Here is a 17,624-nt window from a genome sequence, read left to right on the forward strand (position 1 = left end):
GGATGTAAAACTGTGACTATTGTCAACCTACCCGCCAGTGCAACCCGGCCCCTCCGCCAGCAATTGTTGCGCCCCCACCAAAGCGTTGAACAATTGGTGTACGACGGCGACAACGAAGCCGAAACCCGCCATTTTTGCGCGTTTAACGACAAGGGTCAGCACGTGGGTATTGTCAGTATTTATCTGCAAACCATTCGTGGCCAGCAAGCCTGGCAACTGCGAGCCATGGCCACCATACCGGAAGTACGCGGCCAAGGGTACGGCAAACAACTGGTGGAGGCGGCAGAACGCTACGCCTGCACCAGCGACAAACGCCGAGGTCTAAAACAAACCCACATTTGGGCCAACGCCCGTGCCGCTGCCGAGGCATTTTACGTACGCTTGGGCTATGTACCCGAAGGCGAGCTATTTGAGGTCGCCGAGATAGGGCCGCATCGACTGATACGCAAGTATATAAATCATTAAGGAAAGGGGTTATCGGGCTTGCTGGCTTGTGCTCACGCCGCCACTAAAAAGCCCACAGGTGCACGTAGGGAATCAAAAACGCACTAAACGCCCCGGTCAACCCCATACCCAAACCGGCCAATGCGCCACAGCGAACACTCACCTCAAACGCTCTAACCGTACCCAAGCCGTGGGCATTAATGCCCAAACACAGCCCTTGCAGGCGGTCGTCGGTGAGGCCCACCAGCTTAAAAATGGGCGGCGCGAGTATGGCGCCGATAACGCCGGTAATAACCGATATAGCCGTGGTAAGCACCACCATGGAGCCAATGCTGTGGGCCAGGCCCAGTGCGATCGGGCTAGTCACCGATTTGGGGAGCAGCGCTTCCAGCACCGCCTGCTCAGCCCCCATCAACCAGGCCACGCCCAGGGCCGCCGCCGGGGCAATAAAACTGCCCAGCACCACCACCAAAAGAGCCGGTAGGGCGATGCCCTTCAAAGCCCGGATCTCAGCCCGCAAGGGCACCGCCAAGGCCACAATCAATGGGCCGAGAAAGAACATCACCACGGCGTTGTTGGCAAAGTAATCGTCAAACTCGAGTGGAACCAGGGTAATAATCAGCGCCGTAACCGAGGCGCCAATCAAAACCGGGTGAAATATCACGTTGTTGTTGCTGGCCTTATAGGCCATCAACCCTAATTGAAACGTGGCCACGGTAAGCAGAACACTCACCACCGGAGCGTTGGTCAACTCGTTGAGGAAGGAAGCGGTCATTGCCGGCTCACCAGCCATTTCAACACCAGCGCACAAAGCGTGAGCGAAATAGCGGTACCAATTACCAAGGCGCCCACCAGCGCGGGCCACTGGCCGGTGACCTCCGGCGGCAAAAAGTACAGGCCCGCCGCCGGGGGTAAAAACATCACCCCCAGGTTTTTGATCAGGGTTTCGCTGACCACCTGAAGGGATTTGGGCGTGGGCGCCACCGCCAAATAAGCAAACAACAGCACCATGCCCACCACCGGCCCCGGCACAATCCAACCCAGGCCACGGCTGATGGCCTCACCCAAGCATTGGAATAACAGCAGCCACGCTAAGCCCTGAATCAGCACCTGTTAGGCCTTACGTACCAATTGCCACACATTGATGGCGGCCAAACCGATAAATGCCACCAGCGTCCAGCCGGGGATACTAACCCCAAGGAAAGTCCAAACCGTTTCAGCGCAGTTGCCATCGCCCTGTAGCAGCAGGCTAAAGGCTTGGCCTAGGGGGAAGTTCTCTAGCATATAGCCCAGTGAGGGGCCGCAGGCTGGCACCATGTCCTCTGGTAGGCTTTGCAACCACAGCTGACGGCTGGAAAAGCCACCGCCAATCACCGCCAATAACACGCCCAAAACCGCGCATACCCGGCGACCCAGGCCGGTAAAGCCGGCCGCGGCGGCAATGGCAGCCACCACACCCACAGCTATAATAAAAACACGTTGTGTAATACACAGCGCGCAGGGAATTAGCCCCAGCGCATATTGAAAATACAGGCCAATGCCGATTAAACCGGCGCAACCTACAGCGAGAATGACGTTCGTCGAGCGGATGCCCGGCAATAAAGTTTTTACTTCTGACACAAATGTTTCCTTAGCATCGGCCGATACAGTGGCAGTGTAACCCTTTTGGGCCTGTTTAGACCATGAACACGCTGGTGCCCGCCGGGACCACAGATTTTGGCAGCACACGCTGATACACCAGCAAATGGAGAAACCATGTTGACGATAAAACGACAACTTAGCCTCTGGTTAATAATGACCGTAGCCGCTTTGTTTGCCACCCAAGCAAATGCCCAAGACGAGGAAGAAGGTGGCGAAAGCCAACCCTCGGCAGTATACGTACCGCTAAGGCCATCCTTTGTGGTGAACTACGGCGGCGCCGGCCGTATGCGCTATATCAAAGCGGACATCACCGTGCGCGCAAAAGACACACCCACCGCCGACCAAATTCGCTACCACATGCCTTACATTCGCAACAACATAGTGCTGCTGCTATCCAAACAAACCGACGAGGCCATAGACACCCAAGAAGGCAAAGAAATCCTTCGCCAGGCTGCCTTACAAGAAGTGCACCTAGTGCTCGAAGCCGAAGAAGAAGAAAGCGGAGCCACCGATTTGTACTTTGATAACTTTATCGTGCAGCACTAACGCCGAACTCTAGGCAAGAATTCCCATAAAGCGCTTAGACCGAGAACAACCGCCGCCAGCACCGGCCAAGAAAACCACACTACACGCCCATCGCAATCTAAACGTGGGCGTGGTAGCACGTGCGAACCTCACTCGCCCTGATACGCTTTCCATTAGCCGTAACCAGCGATAACCCAGTCAGATCACAAATGGCTAGTCATCTGGCTTCTGGGCTATATTAAACAGTTGCAAAACTGCGGGTAACAGCAATAACCTTGGCCCATGCAAACGTTAATTGAAGCCGCCCAAGAGGTGTTAGCACAAGACACGGCCCTGCCTTTTGCTGCTATCCACTCCGTTAAAGAGCAACATATCGTCAACGTCCCGGTGATGAAACCAATGCTGATTTGCATATTGGACGGTTACAAGAAGCTAGGCCAAATCGACCCCATTGAATGCGCACCGGGTGAGTTTGTTTTTCTGTCCAACCAACCCAAAATAGAAATGCGTAACGTCCCCAGTGCACACCATTATTTTGCGTTGGTGATAGAATTCGAAAACCAGGATTTCGACTGCCTGCCCACCGATTTTGGCCCCACAGCGAAGCATATTACCGGTACAATCGATACCACGTTTGGCAATACGCTGCTTCAGTTTGTGCAGTGGTGCGCCTTTGCACCCCAAGCATTGTGGCCACTAAGGCGCCAAGAATTACTGCTTACGCTGCACCACCTAGGCTACACAAAGGTCAGCCAACTTAGAGCAGCCCCCAGCATTAGCCACCAACTGCACGCTCTTTTAAACCAAAACATCGCCGCCAATATCAGCTCGGCAGAACTGGCCGAAAGCCTTGCCATGAGCGAATCCACGTTACGCAGAAAACTCTCCGACGCCGGTCTTAATCTGCAAACCATTAAAGAAAACATTCGCATGGGCCATGGCCTGGGCTTACTACAATCCACTAACCTGCCCATTAATCACATCGCCGAACAATGCGGCTACGCATCGCAATCGCGCTTTACCGATAAGTTTAAACAGCGCTTTGGTCTAACCCCCACTGAACTCAGAAAAACCCGATTGATCGATTAAGGCGAAACCTTGCGCGATTTAGGGTAACTCGGCGGGGTTAAATAAGGCATGATAAAAATACCAACGCAAATTAGGAGCAGCCCATGAGATTCCTTACAAAAACCTCCATTAGAAAAACCGTCACAGCCTTTTCATTCTCAGCGCTGATTGCCGGCTTCGTCCAGGCAGAAGAATTTACTCTCACCAGCACCGACATTGGCCATGGCGAGTTTATGAACGAAGCGCAAGTGTTTCAGGGATTTGGTTGCGAGGGGGGCAATAGCTCACCGCAACTCAGCTGGAGCGGCGCGCCTAAAGGCACCAAAGCCTTTGCTATTTTTGCCTACGACCCAGACGCTCCCACCGGCAGTGGCTGGTGGCACTGGCAAGCGGTGAACATCCCTGCCAAAGTCACCAGTTTGGCTGCAGGCGCCGGCACCAGTGACGGCGCTAAAATGCCTAAAAGCAGCCTACAAACCGAAAACGACTACGGCGTAAAAGGCTTCGGCGGCGCTTGCCCACCGCCCAAAGACGGCGCCCATCGCTATCAATTTACGGTGTATGCGTTACCTCAAATGCTGGAGTTACCGGCTAACCCCTCCGCGGCGTTGACGGGGTTTATGGTTAACGCTAACGCCTTGGGATCGGCAACCATCGAGGCACTGTACAAACGAGACTGATAGAATTTGAGAAGAGATAAACAAGGCGCCGAGCTTTTTCGGTGTCTTGTTGGGGCGGGCAACACGGCGTTTAGGGGAGCTTCTAATATGTATTGAACTCCCAAAACAAACTTACATTTGTGATTGGATATTAAAGAGTGGCGGTACTTTAAGAGCCTCTTGGCCTACCGTTTATCAAAAACTTTGCCAACGCAGCAAAAGCCCATGTCAGAGCGGTGATTTTTCTGGCAAAGACTGCCTTAGCGCCTGAATAATTAATTCCATCGCTGGTCGCTGTAAGGTTTTACTCGGATAGAAAAAATAAAAGCCGCTGTAGGGTTCACACCAATCGTCTAAAACTCTTTGCAATAATCCAACTTGTAAATAGTATTGCACCGTTTGATCTGGCAAGTAACTCAAACCTATGCCGGCCAATGCTGCTGTTAAACTGGCCGCACCTGAATTAGTAATTAAAGCCGAGGGCACTTCCATTTCGATGGTTTCCTCTCCCTGCTCAAATTCCCAGCGGTAAAGGCCCCCATGCGTCGGCAAGCGAATATTAATGCAGCGATGGCGCAATAAATCCTGCGGGGTTTTAGGAATACCATGCCGCCGAAAATAATCCGGAGTAGCAACAATTGCGGTGCACACAGGCGGCGTTAATGGAATGGCGATCATATCCTTAGGTAAGTTTTCGCCATTGCGAATGCCGGCGTCAAAACCTTTGCTGACGATATCTACCATGCCGTAATCTAAGTCTGCTTCCAACACAACATTCGGATTAGCACTCAAAACCGTAGCTAGCTTGGGCAACAACGCATCCAAACCTGCATTAGTGGCGGAAATTTTAATCACTCCTGAAACTTCACCATAGGAAGATTTAATACCTTCGACCACGGAGTCGACTTGCTCAAACAAAGGCCTAAGTTGCTCGATTAATGCAACCCCTTCGTTGGTAACACTCGCAGAACGAGTAGTACGATTCACCAAACGAAAACCCAAATTGGCTTCCATATCACGAATAATTTGACTCAGCCGAGATTGAGAAACACCTAAAATAGCGGCACTTTTGGTAAAATTTTTGGTCTCCGCCAACACCGTAAATGCCTTAAAATCATTTGAGATGGGCGAAGTTATTTTTTTCATGGTCTGGCCTAGTGTAGGGTTATGTTTGGTTTATTCCTGGGGCAAAGCAAATGCAATCACATGGTCCCCCAGCTCTCCACTGGCATCCGTACCGCCTGCAGCAATTAGCACGTACTGCCGGCCACCTGCCCGGTAGGTCATTGGCGTGGTTTCTGCTCCTAAGGGTAAACGCCCTTTCCATAACTCATCACCAGTGTTCGCATCATAAGCGCGTAAATAATAATCCTGTGTGCCGGCCATAAACAGTAAGCCTCCGGCTGTAACGATAGACGAGCCGCGCGATGGCATGCCAATGGGTATCGGTAGGCGCGTTTTTGCACCAAATAACACGCTGTCTTCAACGGTTCCCAGCGGGATTTGCCAAATCATTTGCCCATTATTGAGATCAATCGCCGCTAACGTTCCAAACGGCGGCTCCTGACAGGGCACCCCTAAAGGCGACAAAAACACGCCTTGCTCTATGCCCCAAGGTGTACCCAGCTGCTGGCCGCGCACGCCCTCGCTGGATGGCCCACCGTAGCGCTCATCAAATACTTCGCGCGGAACAAGTTGAGAAATGGTACCAATGCGACCATCGTTAACGTATAGGATACCTCTGCTCTCATCAATGGCCACCGACCCCCAGTTCATACCACCAAACCAACTGGGCAGATGCAGCGTTTTTACCTCGCTGGGTGGTGTAAACGGGCCTTCGTAGCGCAACTGCTTAAAGTAAATCCGGCACAGTAGTTGATCAAACGGGGAAATTCCCCAAGCATCCCGCTCCATTAATGGCTCCCCGCCGATGAATGGCATACCAACCGATAGCGGTTGCGTTGGCGCCGTGTAGTCATCGGCAACGCTGCCCTGTGGCACGGGCGTTTCGACCACTTCCGCCACGGGTTCGCCATTGCGCCGATCAAGCATGTATATTTGGCCCGTTTGGGTGGTTTGCACCAGTACAGGAATACTCTCACCATCGGCACCACGCACCTGCGTTAAAGCCGGTTGCGACGGTACATCAAAATCCCAAATATCGTGGTGTACCGTTTGAAAATGCCAGCGCTCCTGGCCGGTTTTAAGCTCCAAAGCGACCACGGCGGAACCGTAGGTTTCATCGGCCTCGTCTCTGTGGCCACCCCAAAAGTCTGGTGTGGCGTTGCCGGTGGGTAAATACACGAGCCCCAATTCTAGGTCGAAGGAAGGCTTGGACCACACATTGGGCGTGCCGCGGCTATAGGTGCCACCGTCCTCCGGTAGTGGATTATTAGCCGGGTTACCAACATCCCAAGCCCAAATCAGCTTGCCGTCTATCGCGCTGAATGCTCGCACCACGCCGGACGGTTTGCCCACTTCGTGGTTATCCCACACCAAGCCACCCACAATAATCAGATCCCCGGCAACCGTGGTCGCGGCCGTTGGAAAGTAAAACCCAGGCTTAACGTCCCCCATGCCGGCTTTCAGATCAACCACACCACTATTGCCAAAATCAGCACAAACTTGGCCGTTATCTGCGTCAACGGCAACGATTCGGGCATCCACCGTTGTGGTAATAATTCTGCGCTGGCAATTGACAGAGGCCTGTGTGCTGCTCTGGGGTACCTCAAAATACCCAACTCCACGGCATCGCGGCCGATTACTGCCGTCCGAATGCGTATCGTAGCGCCAAATCTCTTCACCCGTTTCTCCGTTTAGCGCGAATAGACGATTGGTATGTGTGCAACCGTATACCACACCATCCACCGCCAATGGTGTAACTACAAAACCCTCTCCGGTACCGACTTTAGGGATGTCTCCAGTGCGATACTGCCATGCTTGCTCCAGCTGCGTTACGTTATGGGTGGTAATGTCAGTTAATTCAGAAAATCGTGTGCCACCGGCGTTTTTACCCCAGTAACGCCAATCTCCGGTATCCCCTGTTATTTGCTTTACCGAAATAGCAGGCGGCTGCTTTGGCGTCATTAAAGGGCGCGGCACAAGAGTGATCAACGCAAACACACATGCAGCCCCACAGCAAGCCAAACTCGCAGCGCGAGGCACCATAATGCGCACAGAAAACCGCTGTGCCAGCGCTGACGCAGCCAGCCAAAGCACCAGTGCCAGCACAACCGTGAAGTAAAATAAACGAGAGAACAACGGCCAGAAATCCAGACCGGATTCAAATAAAGACCAAACCACGGTGATGACATAAAAGCCACTGTAAACCATCGCCGACAAGGCAGTGTTCTTAATCCACAGCACTGCAGTGATCATTAGCCACACACCGGCCAGCAGATAATACCAACTGCCTCCTAGCGCCATCAGTCGAAAGCCGTTAACCAGGAAGAACAGCCCACTCAAAATCAATAACGCCGCCACGCAGGCTGCAAATACCTTATGTGCGGTATGCCACATATCTCGCCCTTTTCCTTGCCAAATGAGGTAATAACACCGATTTGGAGCCAGCATATCGGGATTTGGCGGCAGGGTAATTAATAGATGCCAGGAAGCACCTATTAGCGAAACTAATAAATGGCCAGGGATATTGCAGCACAGCGCTAGCTAGTTTGATCGGCGCCGTTTTAATATTCGAGATTAAGGAGAAGTAGGGTGTAGGGGCATCGCCGAGTGGGATACGAGGCAGACGAAAATCGGCAAGACAACGGCTTCACGGCAGCTTTATTGACTGCGCTGCCAAAGCAAAAGTGCTTTGCGGAAGAATATCAGTGATCAGCAAACTCCCAAACCTAGGCTGGTAAAGCCAACGTTTGGGCAACATTTAAAATATCCCAACCACCAGCAAATTCAACGCCCAGTCTGTTTTTAGAGCTTGGGTAATTTTAGTATCTTGATGGTTACCTCGCCGAACCAGACATAGCGCACAAGCTATACCAGCACAAATGAGAATACAATCGCTAGATAGACAAAACTCGCCACACTGAATAGCGCATTTTGCGCTATGCAATGTAAAGCGGAACGCTCAACGGTACCGGCGTTTACAGTTACGATGGGCCATCTTTCGATAATGTTACTTTTCGTACTTGGTTTTATACTCTTCTTCGAAGCCAATAATCATTGTATCGATGAGCATCGCATCATTAGAAAGAAAAACACGCTCACCATCATCTTCATGCATTTCATTCATCTTATCGACTGTTTCTTCCAATAATTTCTTAAGCCCACGTATCACGAGCCGATGTTCTTTTGCCTCAAGCTCCATATTACTTCCCTTCAGCGTTCTTCGTTTGTTTGACCTCAAACATTCTTTCTGCAGATAATGCCAACTCTTCAAGCAAAGATATATATTTCGTCAAAGGCATATCAAATAAAGGTCTTATAGTATAATGAGTTGGCATAGAAGATGGTTTAGGATTAAAGTCCATGCTAATTCTTAGCCCTGGAGGAACTGCAGTACCCTTAGGGATTTTCCACCAAAAGCCGCCAAATCCTGGTTTCTCTCTATCGAATGTAGAGATGCCACCAGTATCTTTAGAGACGTAATCCGTACCGTTCTTTTTGTAAATTTGAATATCAAAGCTCTGCTCTAACGTTCTCGGGGGTAATGTTCGAAGCTTATGTAACTGCGGACTATTCTTCGCACCGTTTCTGTATAAATTAACCGGAACGACTTTGACGTACATTTCTACAACTGTGTGACTCATCGATACTCTCCTATTTGGATATTACAGCGAGCTGAAGCCGCCATACCTAAAGTTCAGAATTACACCACTCATTGATTACTTTTTCATTGCTCAATAGCTTTGCATACATTTTATCGGTGTAGCCATGCGCATTATTGTTACAATTACTAATATTACTCGGAGCACGCTTCCCGTCTGTTTGATTTTTACACTAACCATCAACTCCAAAACAATAAAGGCTACATAAATTCATCGACGGGCTACCCTCCAATGTAACAGAGAAAGATTTGTTTTTAACATCTAAAACGGTGCAAAGATACATATCCACCACGTACCGACAAATATTACGATCAATCCCGTCGGAAACTGAAAAAAACCTTTTGGCCCGCACGTAATTCACTGCAGATAAGCAAGTCTTTTAATGGTCTAGAGAAAGAAGATGGTCAGCCAGCCTCATCAATTTTCACCCCCACAGATTGAAAAGAACAATGCTCGTAATGCTCTAATCTCCATTGCTCAGCGTCATCTTCGGTTACTTTTTTCCCCCTAGTAAAATAGCAATAGATTCGCCATCTATTGATCTCGTAGCACGCCCACCATTTGAAGCGACTACACAAACACAAGTTCCGTTTAATTCTATTTTTACAACTTGGTCATTCTGCAGCAACACGCATGCTTCATCACTGCCCGCCAAGCCTGTCACTCTGTAACCACCACCGCAGGCTGAAAGCAACAAAGTAGAGAAGATCAGGTCCTTCAAAGATCGTCCTCTCTGCCATTAAGGACCGCTTGATGCGACCGATCATCCTGCACTCTAAAATGCCTAGAGAATTCAAGTCTATATGAGTCATTATTGAAACAAAAGAAAACAAATAAAGAGGCCAAAACACTAATGCAAAAAGACGGTCGAAAGACGATGTATTTTCTTCTAACACCACTCGACCAGCATAAAACCCTGCCATTGGGCTCTTGGCAAGAATTTCGGTAACGCGTCTCGGCAAAGTCAAAGCCTGAGCTTCATCAAGATATTCCAACCACTGGCAAAATCAACGCCCAGAGCACCACGAGGGGCAGGTTTCTTTCTCAAGTACGTACTATGAATTGGCCGAACACTACTAATAAAATAAGTGCACCCAAGAGCACACAGGTAGATAAACCCTGTAGTTTTGAAAACAGTGTCATTTGATCGCCAAAAATTCCTTCAAAGAGTTATCCCAAGCTCCACCGTTTTTCTTGAAACCATCATTCACAACCATTTAGGTAGCAGCTGCTGAACCAGCCACAATTGTCCAGCGATAATAGATAGACCTAGCCAGCCTATCAGCGTTGCTACCACAAGCAGGCATAGCTCCGTTGCACCGACATTCTCGGCGGCTTTTCCCAGAGATGCACTCGCAGCGAAACCATTAGTGCGAATGATTGAAATTAATAACCTAAAACCACTTGCAGTTCATTCGTTCAGTCAAAAAAACCAACCGTATTCAACAACATCAGCAGCAACATTGAAACTACAGAGAACACATAGAGGTACCAAAACACCTTAGCCAAACCGCGATCAAAGGGCGACGTATTTTGTTCTAAAATTACGCGGTCAGCATAAAATCCCGATATGGGGCTTTTCGCAAGTACCCGAGTAATTTTTTTTGGCAGAGCCAAAGCTTGGGCAACATTTAAAATATCCCAACCGCTAGCGAACTCAACGCCCAGTTTGTTTTTCGTGTCAGGATTCTTTCTTAGTTTACGCACTGTAATCTGGCCAAACACCACGAAAAGTATGGCTGCGACTAAAAGTACGCACATAGATAATCCTAGCAATTTTGAATATAAGGTCACCTCACCCCCAAAACGCCCATCAAGGAATCATACCAACCGCCGCCATTTGTTTTTATTTCACTATTCACTGCCATAGAAGTAGCTGCAGCGGCTCCAGCCACGGCAATTCCACCAACAATCAAACCCACCCAACCTACTGGAGTGGCTACCATTAACATACCCAAAGCTGCGGATCCGGCATTAACCACTAGCGTTCCCGCGGCTGCACTCGCAGCGAAACTACTAGACTCAATAAACAACTCACGCTCCCAATTACCACCCGCTTTATACTCATTGTGAATATTACCCACTCGGCTGGTAAAGTCGATCACGGCCAGGCCATTGCCCAGAACTTTGGCATGCTTGGTAAATTTGAGTAGGTTATGGGCCTGCGCCTGGGAGGTAACTTCTAGCTTTGTGATGTCTCGGCTGCTGTTGGCGATATTGGTAGCCCGCTTAATGCTGGAAAGTGGCGTACCTTTGCGGGATTTATTTGCCGCGTTTACTGCCTTAAGCTCGTGCCTAAAACGGGTTTGTAGTTTATCAAAAGCGGCCTGTGCTTTTTGCCTGGCAATTTCTTTTACCGGTTTGCTCGCACCCTTGGCATCCGCGTATTCCAATAACGCGTCTTGGTACTCTTGCACGGCGCCGGCGAAACCACCCAAACGGTTAGCGTAGACGCTGGTAGACGCGCCAACAACGCCAATGTTGTATTCCAAGAGTTTACTGGTTATGTCAGACAGCGCCAGCGTATTATCTGCGCCGTAAGATAGGGCTAAATGGGTGAGCTCTCGATTTGTTTGCGGGTTAGATAACCGGTCTAAAAGATATTGGCTGGAGGCACTCACATCTTGACCAAACACATAAGGGGTAAATGCGGATAGTGCACCGGGATTGGAACCCCCTCGGCCATGGAGAAGTTCTGAGTCCATACCGTACAGATTATGCATAGTACTTGCATCCGTTGGCCGCTTACAAAATACTAGTTCGTTCATTGCTACCTCCTTGTACCCTTATTAGTAAAATTCTAACCTGCCGCACATCGTCGGCAGAAAGTAATACGCTCTTTAATCGATACCGCTAGCCGACAAATGCTTACTACGGCATTCGTTGCTACGGATTTCCTATCTTAGAACCGATATAAATAATTTAGTAAAGCGACTGCTTTTAGCCTAGTCCCATCGATAGCTTGCAAAAACCTTTTGGCTTACCGGTAATTCACTGCAGACGAGCAGATCTTTTATCGGACGTGACAATAAATAAGGTTGCCCAACAGGATCAATTTTTACACCGGCGGACTGAAACGAACAGTACTCAAAACCTTGAATATTCCACTGTTGCGCTTGTTCACTGGAGATTCTTCTGCCTAATAAAATGGCAACCACGTCACCACCCACTGTTTTGGTGGATAGCTCGCCACTGGGATCGCTGACCCAAACACATGGGCCTTCTAATTCTGTTTTAAATAATTGGCCATGTCGACCAAAAGCGCATAGGCCATCGTCATACGCTAGGTGAGTAATTTGGACTGTATTTCCGCAAGCAGTGAGTAGCAGTACAGAGAGCAAAATAGCCTTCACAGGATCAACTCCCATTAATTAGGCCTTTTATTATAAAGCCGCTGTTTTAACGACTTGTAACCTTATGTTTAATTGAGAATCAAAGGTGATTTAGGTCCACCTACCCCCGGCACTCAGCGAAAGCACCAGGGGCCCAAGCAGCATTACTTATTGCGGCGCACCGAAATTCACCGTCCAGTAATAATTGTACGTAGAACTGCTGTTTTGTTTCATAGCGCCGCCCATTTCGGTGAAGCCCTGGCCCATAATATTGGTGCAGTGGCCTGGGCTTTGTAACCAAGCGTTTACCGCCGAGCTTACTGTAGCGCCGCCAGCAAAGATATTTTCACCTGCGGTACGGTAGTTGTAGCCCAGGTTGCTCATGCGGTCGAAGGGCGATAGGCCATCGCTGCCAGTGTGGCTAAAGAAATCGTTGGTGGCCATGTCCTGGCTGTGATTGGCAGCGGCTTGGCCCAGCTTACAGTTCCAAGTCAAAGCTGGCGCTGCAGGCATATAGGTGTTGCCGCACTGGCGGCCGGTGCTGCGTGCGTTGTTATGGGCATCCAACAGTTGCTGTTGCATTGGGGTTATGCAGCCCGTTGTGGGTGGTGGCGTGGACTCGTACAGCTTTACGTTTTTAAAAACACTAACGTTTTGCGGGTTGTTTACGTCGTTATCGCTCACAAACACCACGCGCAGGTTGGTACCGGTGTAGTACTGGCCAATGGGGATGGTGAATTTTTGGTTTTTACCGTCGGTGCGGTCGTAGGTATATTCGCCGCGGATGCCCCAGTTCTGTGAGCCCGCCAATTTGAATATGCGCTGGCTGGATACGGCGTTGTCGTTTTCCAAACCAATGCCGTGGATTTCGCCGTTCTTGCGTGGGCGGAATAAAAACTCCAATACGGTGTTGGGAGTTACGTCGTAGTATTCTTGCGTGGCTTGCCAGCGGTTGCCGCGCATCACCAGGGCACCATATTGGTTTACGAATACGGTGCCGCTGTTGGAGTCTTGGTTGGCGAAGGCCACGGTGTTGTTGAGGTTAACACTTTGCGCCAGTGCCGTGTGTGAAACAGCAGAAGCGGCGACGATAGCACCAGCCGCCATTATTCTGGTCAGGGTTCTTTTGGTTGTAGCTGTCATGTGGAATCCAATTCGCTTTTTACTTTGCGCGAATTGTGGGCAAGCCTGCCCCATTTAGAAGTGACTCAGTCTTCACTTCTTTGAGCTAATATTCATCAATTGTTCAGTTTGAGAAACCGTTCACAGCCCGCCACCCTGGCTTAGCTTGTGGGGACCTGCTACTGCGTTTCTACAGCCAGAGGCGCAACGCAGCAGGCGGGGCACCATAGCAAGAGGAGCAATGCTCTTCGCCGATAGCTGAGCGCCCATTACTACCCCCAACGGCCCGAGCATCTGTTCAATGACTAAGACTCAATAAACTGCTTAAAGCTCTCGGCATGGGTTTGCAAAAACTCTACTGTGCCATCGTCCACAATTTTGCCTTCTATTACTTTGTCGTAGGCGCCGCCAATCATTACCTCGGGTTTATTCAGCAACCGCATATTTAAAAATACGCCTACTTGTCGTAGGTGGTACTGCATACGGGCAGTGCCAATAGCACCAGGGCTGGCACCAATAATGGCCGTGGGTTTGCCGGCAAACGGTTGCGGTTCAGCACGAGACCACCAGTCCAAGGCATTTTTCAATACGCCGGGCACCGAGTAGTTGTACTCCGGGGAAAAAATCAAAACCCCGTCGCAATCGGCAATGGCTTGGGCGCGTTGTTGGATAAAATCGGGGGCTTGGATGTCTTGGTTGTAAAGCGGCATATCGCCGATGGCGAACTCTTCGAATTGGAAAACGTCTTTATTAAACTCTGCGTACTGTTCGAACACAGCACGGTTTACAGATTCTTTACGTAAGCTGCCAATAACAACGGCGATTTTCATGGTCTTTTTGCCTTCACATTAAGTTAAGTGGAATGCCTTTAAGACCGGATAAATCACCGCTAATTCCTTGTAATCTTTGCAAACGTTGGCGTTCTGATTTCCAAATAGACTGCCCTACTACAGGCAGCCCAATCGGTTTTAGAACACGCTTTTGAATGCTCGGCGCCACGCCAAAACGTCGCCGGCGAAACTCCCCGCTTTACAGCTGAGCCTTAGCGCAAAAATCGTACTGATCGTAATAGTGTTGCAGGTATTCTTCAAAGCTGGCGTTATCCTGCTCTTCGATCTGCTCTTGCTTTTGCAGCGAGGTAACGGCCGCAGTTTTAAAGGCCTCAAACTCCTGCTCGTCCACCGGCAGGTCAGCAAAGTGGCGAGCATGCTGCTGGGCCAGGGAGTCCACCAGCTCAAAAAAGCCGACGTTTTGCTCGCGCATATCGTTCAGTAGGCGGCCAGAAGGTGTAAGGCTTGGGTCGTGCAGGTATTGGGTAAAACGCTGCAGCGCATTACTGTGGCCCTGCTCGTTGCTGACGCTGTCCAAAAGCTCGGCAATGGGAGCCATTTTATCCATCAGCTCCAAGCCCCAATCTTTTAGCAGTGGCTCGTCATCACCTTTAATTAAACGCACCTCGGGGTTACGCCCTTGGTATACCGTGCGTTTTTGGTTTTCTTGCATGGCCCGGTATTCTTTTTCGTAGGTGTGGGGGCTATCTTGCAGGCAGCAATATAATAAGAAGGTATCCAAAAACAGCATTTCATCGCGGCCAATACCCAATGGTTCGTAAGGGTTTAAATCCAAGCATCGCACTTCAATGTATTCAATGCCGCGATAGTACAGCGCCGTTAACGCGGTTTCGCCGGGCCGGGCGGTGCGCTTGGGGCGAATTGGGCTGTAGAACTCATTTTCGATTTGCAGCAACGAGGTGTTCAACTGCTGGGCGTAGCCGGTTTTATCAAACAGGCCGATTTCCGCGTAAGGCGGATAGCTGGTTTTAATGGCGGCGCACAAGGTGTGCAGGTAGTAATCCAGCTTGTTGTAGTCAATGTGCAGGCTCTTTTGAGCATCGCTTTGGTAACCCAAATCACCCATGCGTAACGACGTAGCGTAGGGGTGGTATAAGGTGCGGCCGGTTTCATCCCAGGCTTCTAATTTGTGATCGCGCCCCTTTACAAAGCAGCCACACACCGCCGGCGAAGCACCAAACAGATAAATCAGCAGCCAATAGTAACGGCGGAAGTTCCGAATTAAATCGAAGTAACGCTCGGTACGGTACTGCTGCATATCTTTGCTGCTACGATCACGAGCATGCAAATAGGCCCAAAAAGGGCTGGGCAAACTAAAGTTGTAATGAATGCCGGCAATGGTTTGCATTTTACGGCCGTAGCGCTGGCCCAACCCCAGGCGGTAGATGGTTTTCATGCGGCCACCGTTGGAATCGCCGTATTGGCCCACGGGGATTTGGTCGTCCTCGGGCAACTTACACGGCATGCTGGCCGGCCACAGAATCTCTTGCTGCAAGTTGCTGTAGGTAAATTGATGTACCGCGCGCAGTTGGTCTAATACGATATCCACCTGATGGGAAGGCGGAGTAATGAACTCCAACAAGGCCTCGCTAAAATCGGTGGTGATTTGCGAATGGGTTAAAGCAGAGCCCAACGCCCTGGGGTGCTCGGTAAGCGCCAATGCGCCATCGCCGCCCACTCGCAGGCTTTCTTTTTCAACCCCGCGCATCATGCCGCTGATGAGCGCCGCATTGGCGGTCTCTTTTAAACTGTTAATTAACTCATGAAGGTCAGCCACAACCGCTCCTGATTGACTAAGGGGTAAACTATTAAAGATGGTTCGCAGGGCCGCCGCCTGCGACGACCCGCCATATTTGTTCGCTGCTGTATGAATCACTGCAAGGGTAAGACGTTGCTATTGCAGCAAGCAGCAACTCGGCGCTTGATAGAGGTTAGGCGCTTTCTTGCTGAAAGAAGTCCAGGGTCTTGGTATCACCCTCGGCCTCAGAGTCGTCGGCGGCCGCTTCTGTCTTGGCTTGCTCGGCTTGCCCATCAGCCAATGGCGTAGAGCTTTCATCAGTGCCTTCGGCTCGCACCTCACCCTGCATCTGTGCATTCTCTGCCAGAGCATCCTCAGCACCGGCAACTTCCACCTGTGGCACGTTTACAACCCATTCTTCAGGGATAATTGGCTGGCCCTTCTCGGTCGCCTGTACTTCTTCCACTGTAATACGCTGGCCAAAATCCCGTGCGCTGATTTCAAACACTTCATTCAAAGCTTCGTCTTTAAACTTAGCGCGGAACAGGCTGTTGGCCTCTCTACCGGACACCCACTCGCCTTGGCGGTTAATAAATAAGCTATCTTGGTTTCGTAGTACAAATAATGTGCTCATGCCTTACTCTTAATTGGCCTGTAAGTCGTTTTCTCAGACGTGGCGCCGCCCACAATGGGGGGTTAGAGCACGTCCCTCGGCCATTGGTTCTGCTGACCAGTTCGCCGGGGCCAATTTATACCCCAAAAACAGCGAAATGTTTACCACCCTAGGCAATTCGGCGCCCATATCGTGCTAAACAAAACTGTCACATTGACGCTATACCCTAGCTCGCCCGGCGCCGATCCATGCCAAGGACTATACTGCGCAAAGTGTTAAATAAGCTGCATAACTCGCCGACAACCTCTTAAGAGCAAAGCAGCCTAGCAGGCGTAAGCGAGACAAAGCCGCACAAAGCCGGCACAAAGGCATCTCATCGAGCCAGCTTAGGCCTGCCGACGAGCTGAGGGCAAACAACATTCAGTGAGCAAAAGCGACGCAAGCAAGCCAAGACCAGCAGAATTTATTCTGCGCCAGTCTTGGTTGGCGCAGAGTACCGGGCGACATGGACGTCGCCCGGTACTCGGTAGGTAAAAAGCAGTGCTCGCTCGTTTTTATCGACGCTTTCACAAAACAGGACGTTTTTGTGAAAGCAGTTGCTAAAGAATCGGCTAAACTTCACAGCGAGAGTTAAAACTTTGCCCTAAGATTCGGTTTTTAAAAGGTAAACAGGGTGAATTTATATTCCAAGCAGGTATCATTAGGGGTTGCTGTTAGATGTATGCCCGCCGTAAAGTGGTGCAATTTCAGCCAGAGGTGGCAGACGCAGGCTTATTTGACGTCGCCCCAAACAACCTCAAATAGGCTGTAGGCCACGTAGAATTGGCGTTTGGGGCTCGCCAGCTCA

General features: G+C 50.2%; 19 protein-coding genes. 4 read left to right on the forward strand and 15 right to left on the reverse strand.

Annotation, left to right across the window (positions count from 1 at the left end; all coding sequences use genetic code 11):
- Positions 1–12: 12 nt before the first annotated feature.
- Positions 13–465 carry a GNAT family N-acetyltransferase gene (locus ACGHM3_RS23935; RefSeq protein ID WP_345424885.1) on the forward strand — a complete coding sequence of 151 codons (453 nt, stop codon included), beginning with the start codon at positions 13–15 and terminating at the stop codon, positions 463–465.
- Positions 466–508: 43 nt separating this feature from the next.
- On the opposite strand, the gene ACGHM3_RS23940 is transcribed toward ACGHM3_RS23935, so the two are convergent.
- From ACGHM3_RS23940 to ACGHM3_RS23950, 3 genes are read right to left on the reverse strand one after another with little or no spacing between them, the layout of a single operon-like run.
- On the reverse strand, positions 509–1,219 hold the full coding sequence (locus tag ACGHM3_RS23940; RefSeq protein WP_345424888.1) for an LrgB family protein: 711 nt from the start codon (positions 1,217–1,219) through the stop codon (positions 509–511).
- Positions 1,216–1,554, reverse strand: coding sequence for a CidA/LrgA family protein (locus tag ACGHM3_RS23945; RefSeq protein ID WP_345424890.1), 339 nt, complete (start codon positions 1,552–1,554; stop codon positions 1,216–1,218). Before ACGHM3_RS23945 ends, ACGHM3_RS23940 begins: the two co-directional genes overlap by 4 nt.
- A gap of 3 nt (positions 1,555–1,557) precedes the next feature.
- A complete protein-coding gene (locus ACGHM3_RS23950) occupies positions 1,558–2,064 on the reverse strand; it encodes a disulfide bond formation protein B (protein WP_345424892.1) in 507 nt (168 codons plus the stop codon).
- A 135-nt stretch (positions 2,065–2,199) separates the two neighbouring features.
- Between ACGHM3_RS23950 and ACGHM3_RS23955 the strand changes: the two genes are divergently transcribed.
- From ACGHM3_RS23955 to ACGHM3_RS23965, 3 genes are all read left to right on the forward strand, one after another.
- Positions 2,200–2,631 carry a flagellar basal body-associated FliL family protein gene (locus ACGHM3_RS23955; RefSeq protein ID WP_345424895.1) on the forward strand — a complete coding sequence of 144 codons (432 nt, stop codon included), beginning with the start codon at positions 2,200–2,202 and terminating at the stop codon, positions 2,629–2,631.
- A gap of 261 nt (positions 2,632–2,892) precedes the next feature.
- Positions 2,893–3,699, forward strand: coding sequence for an AraC family transcriptional regulator (locus tag ACGHM3_RS23960; RefSeq protein WP_345424897.1), 807 nt, complete (start codon positions 2,893–2,895; stop codon positions 3,697–3,699).
- An 83-nt stretch (positions 3,700–3,782) separates the two neighbouring features.
- A complete protein-coding gene (locus ACGHM3_RS23965; protein ID WP_345424900.1) occupies positions 3,783–4,358 on the forward strand; it encodes a YbhB/YbcL family Raf kinase inhibitor-like protein in 576 nt (191 codons plus the stop codon).
- 207 nt (positions 4,359–4,565) lie between these two features.
- Here ACGHM3_RS23965 and ACGHM3_RS23970 read toward each other — a convergent pair whose 3' ends face one another.
- From ACGHM3_RS23970 to ACGHM3_RS24025, 12 genes are all read right to left on the reverse strand, one after another.
- Positions 4,566–5,483 (reverse strand): LysR family transcriptional regulator, encoded by a 918-nt coding sequence (locus ACGHM3_RS23970; RefSeq protein WP_345424902.1) that lies wholly within the window; start codon positions 5,481–5,483, stop codon positions 4,566–4,568.
- Positions 5,484–5,513: 30 nt separating this feature from the next.
- Entirely contained in the window at positions 5,514–7,856 is a 2,343-nt protein-coding gene (locus tag ACGHM3_RS23975) for a membrane-bound PQQ-dependent dehydrogenase, glucose/quinate/shikimate family (RefSeq protein WP_345424904.1), read from the reverse strand.
- A gap of 613 nt (positions 7,857–8,469) precedes the next feature.
- Positions 8,470–8,661: a hypothetical protein gene (locus ACGHM3_RS23980; protein WP_345424907.1), complete on the reverse strand. Its 192-nt coding sequence runs from the start codon at positions 8,659–8,661 to the stop codon at positions 8,470–8,472.
- Between the two features lies 1 nt (position 8,662).
- A complete protein-coding gene (locus ACGHM3_RS23985; RefSeq protein ID WP_345424909.1) occupies positions 8,663–9,103 on the reverse strand; it encodes a hypothetical protein in 441 nt (146 codons plus the stop codon).
- A 511-nt stretch (positions 9,104–9,614) separates the two neighbouring features.
- A complete protein-coding gene (locus ACGHM3_RS23990) occupies positions 9,615–9,842 on the reverse strand; it encodes a hypothetical protein (RefSeq protein ID WP_345424912.1) in 228 nt (75 codons plus the stop codon).
- A 698-nt stretch (positions 9,843–10,540) separates the two neighbouring features.
- Positions 10,541–10,882: a hypothetical protein gene (locus tag ACGHM3_RS23995; RefSeq protein ID WP_345424914.1), complete on the reverse strand. Its 342-nt coding sequence runs from the start codon at positions 10,880–10,882 to the stop codon at positions 10,541–10,543.
- Between the two features lie 29 nt (positions 10,883–10,911).
- The gene (locus tag ACGHM3_RS24000; RefSeq protein ID WP_345424917.1) at positions 10,912–11,889 is read right to left on the reverse strand and encodes a hypothetical protein; all 978 of its coding nucleotides are present in this window, start codon (positions 11,887–11,889) and stop codon (positions 10,912–10,914) included.
- A gap of 177 nt (positions 11,890–12,066) precedes the next feature.
- The gene (locus tag ACGHM3_RS24005; protein ID WP_345424920.1) at positions 12,067–12,489 is read right to left on the reverse strand and encodes a hypothetical protein; all 423 of its coding nucleotides are present in this window, start codon (positions 12,487–12,489) and stop codon (positions 12,067–12,069) included.
- A 132-nt stretch (positions 12,490–12,621) separates the two neighbouring features.
- Positions 12,622–13,596 carry a CAP domain-containing protein gene (locus ACGHM3_RS24010; RefSeq protein WP_345424922.1) on the reverse strand — a complete coding sequence of 325 codons (975 nt, stop codon included), beginning with the start codon at positions 13,594–13,596 and terminating at the stop codon, positions 12,622–12,624.
- A gap of 284 nt (positions 13,597–13,880) precedes the next feature.
- Positions 13,881–14,405, reverse strand: a complete 525-nt coding sequence (locus ACGHM3_RS24015; RefSeq protein ID WP_345424925.1) for an NAD(P)H-dependent oxidoreductase — start codon at positions 14,403–14,405, stop codon at positions 13,881–13,883.
- Positions 14,406–14,604: 199 nt separating this feature from the next.
- Complete coding sequence (gene gshA, locus ACGHM3_RS24020) at positions 14,605–16,203, reverse strand: glutamate--cysteine ligase (protein ID WP_345424928.1); 1,599 nt, start codon at positions 16,201–16,203, stop codon at positions 14,605–14,607.
- A 154-nt stretch (positions 16,204–16,357) separates the two neighbouring features.
- Complete coding sequence (locus tag ACGHM3_RS24025; RefSeq protein WP_345424930.1) at positions 16,358–16,798, reverse strand: hypothetical protein; 441 nt, start codon at positions 16,796–16,798, stop codon at positions 16,358–16,360.
- Between the last annotated feature and the right edge of the window lie 826 nt (positions 16,799–17,624).

This window comes from Halioxenophilus aromaticivorans, from assembly GCF_042850945.1.
Taxonomy (GTDB): Bacteria; Pseudomonadota; Gammaproteobacteria; order Pseudomonadales; family Cellvibrionaceae; genus Halioxenophilus; species Halioxenophilus aromaticivorans.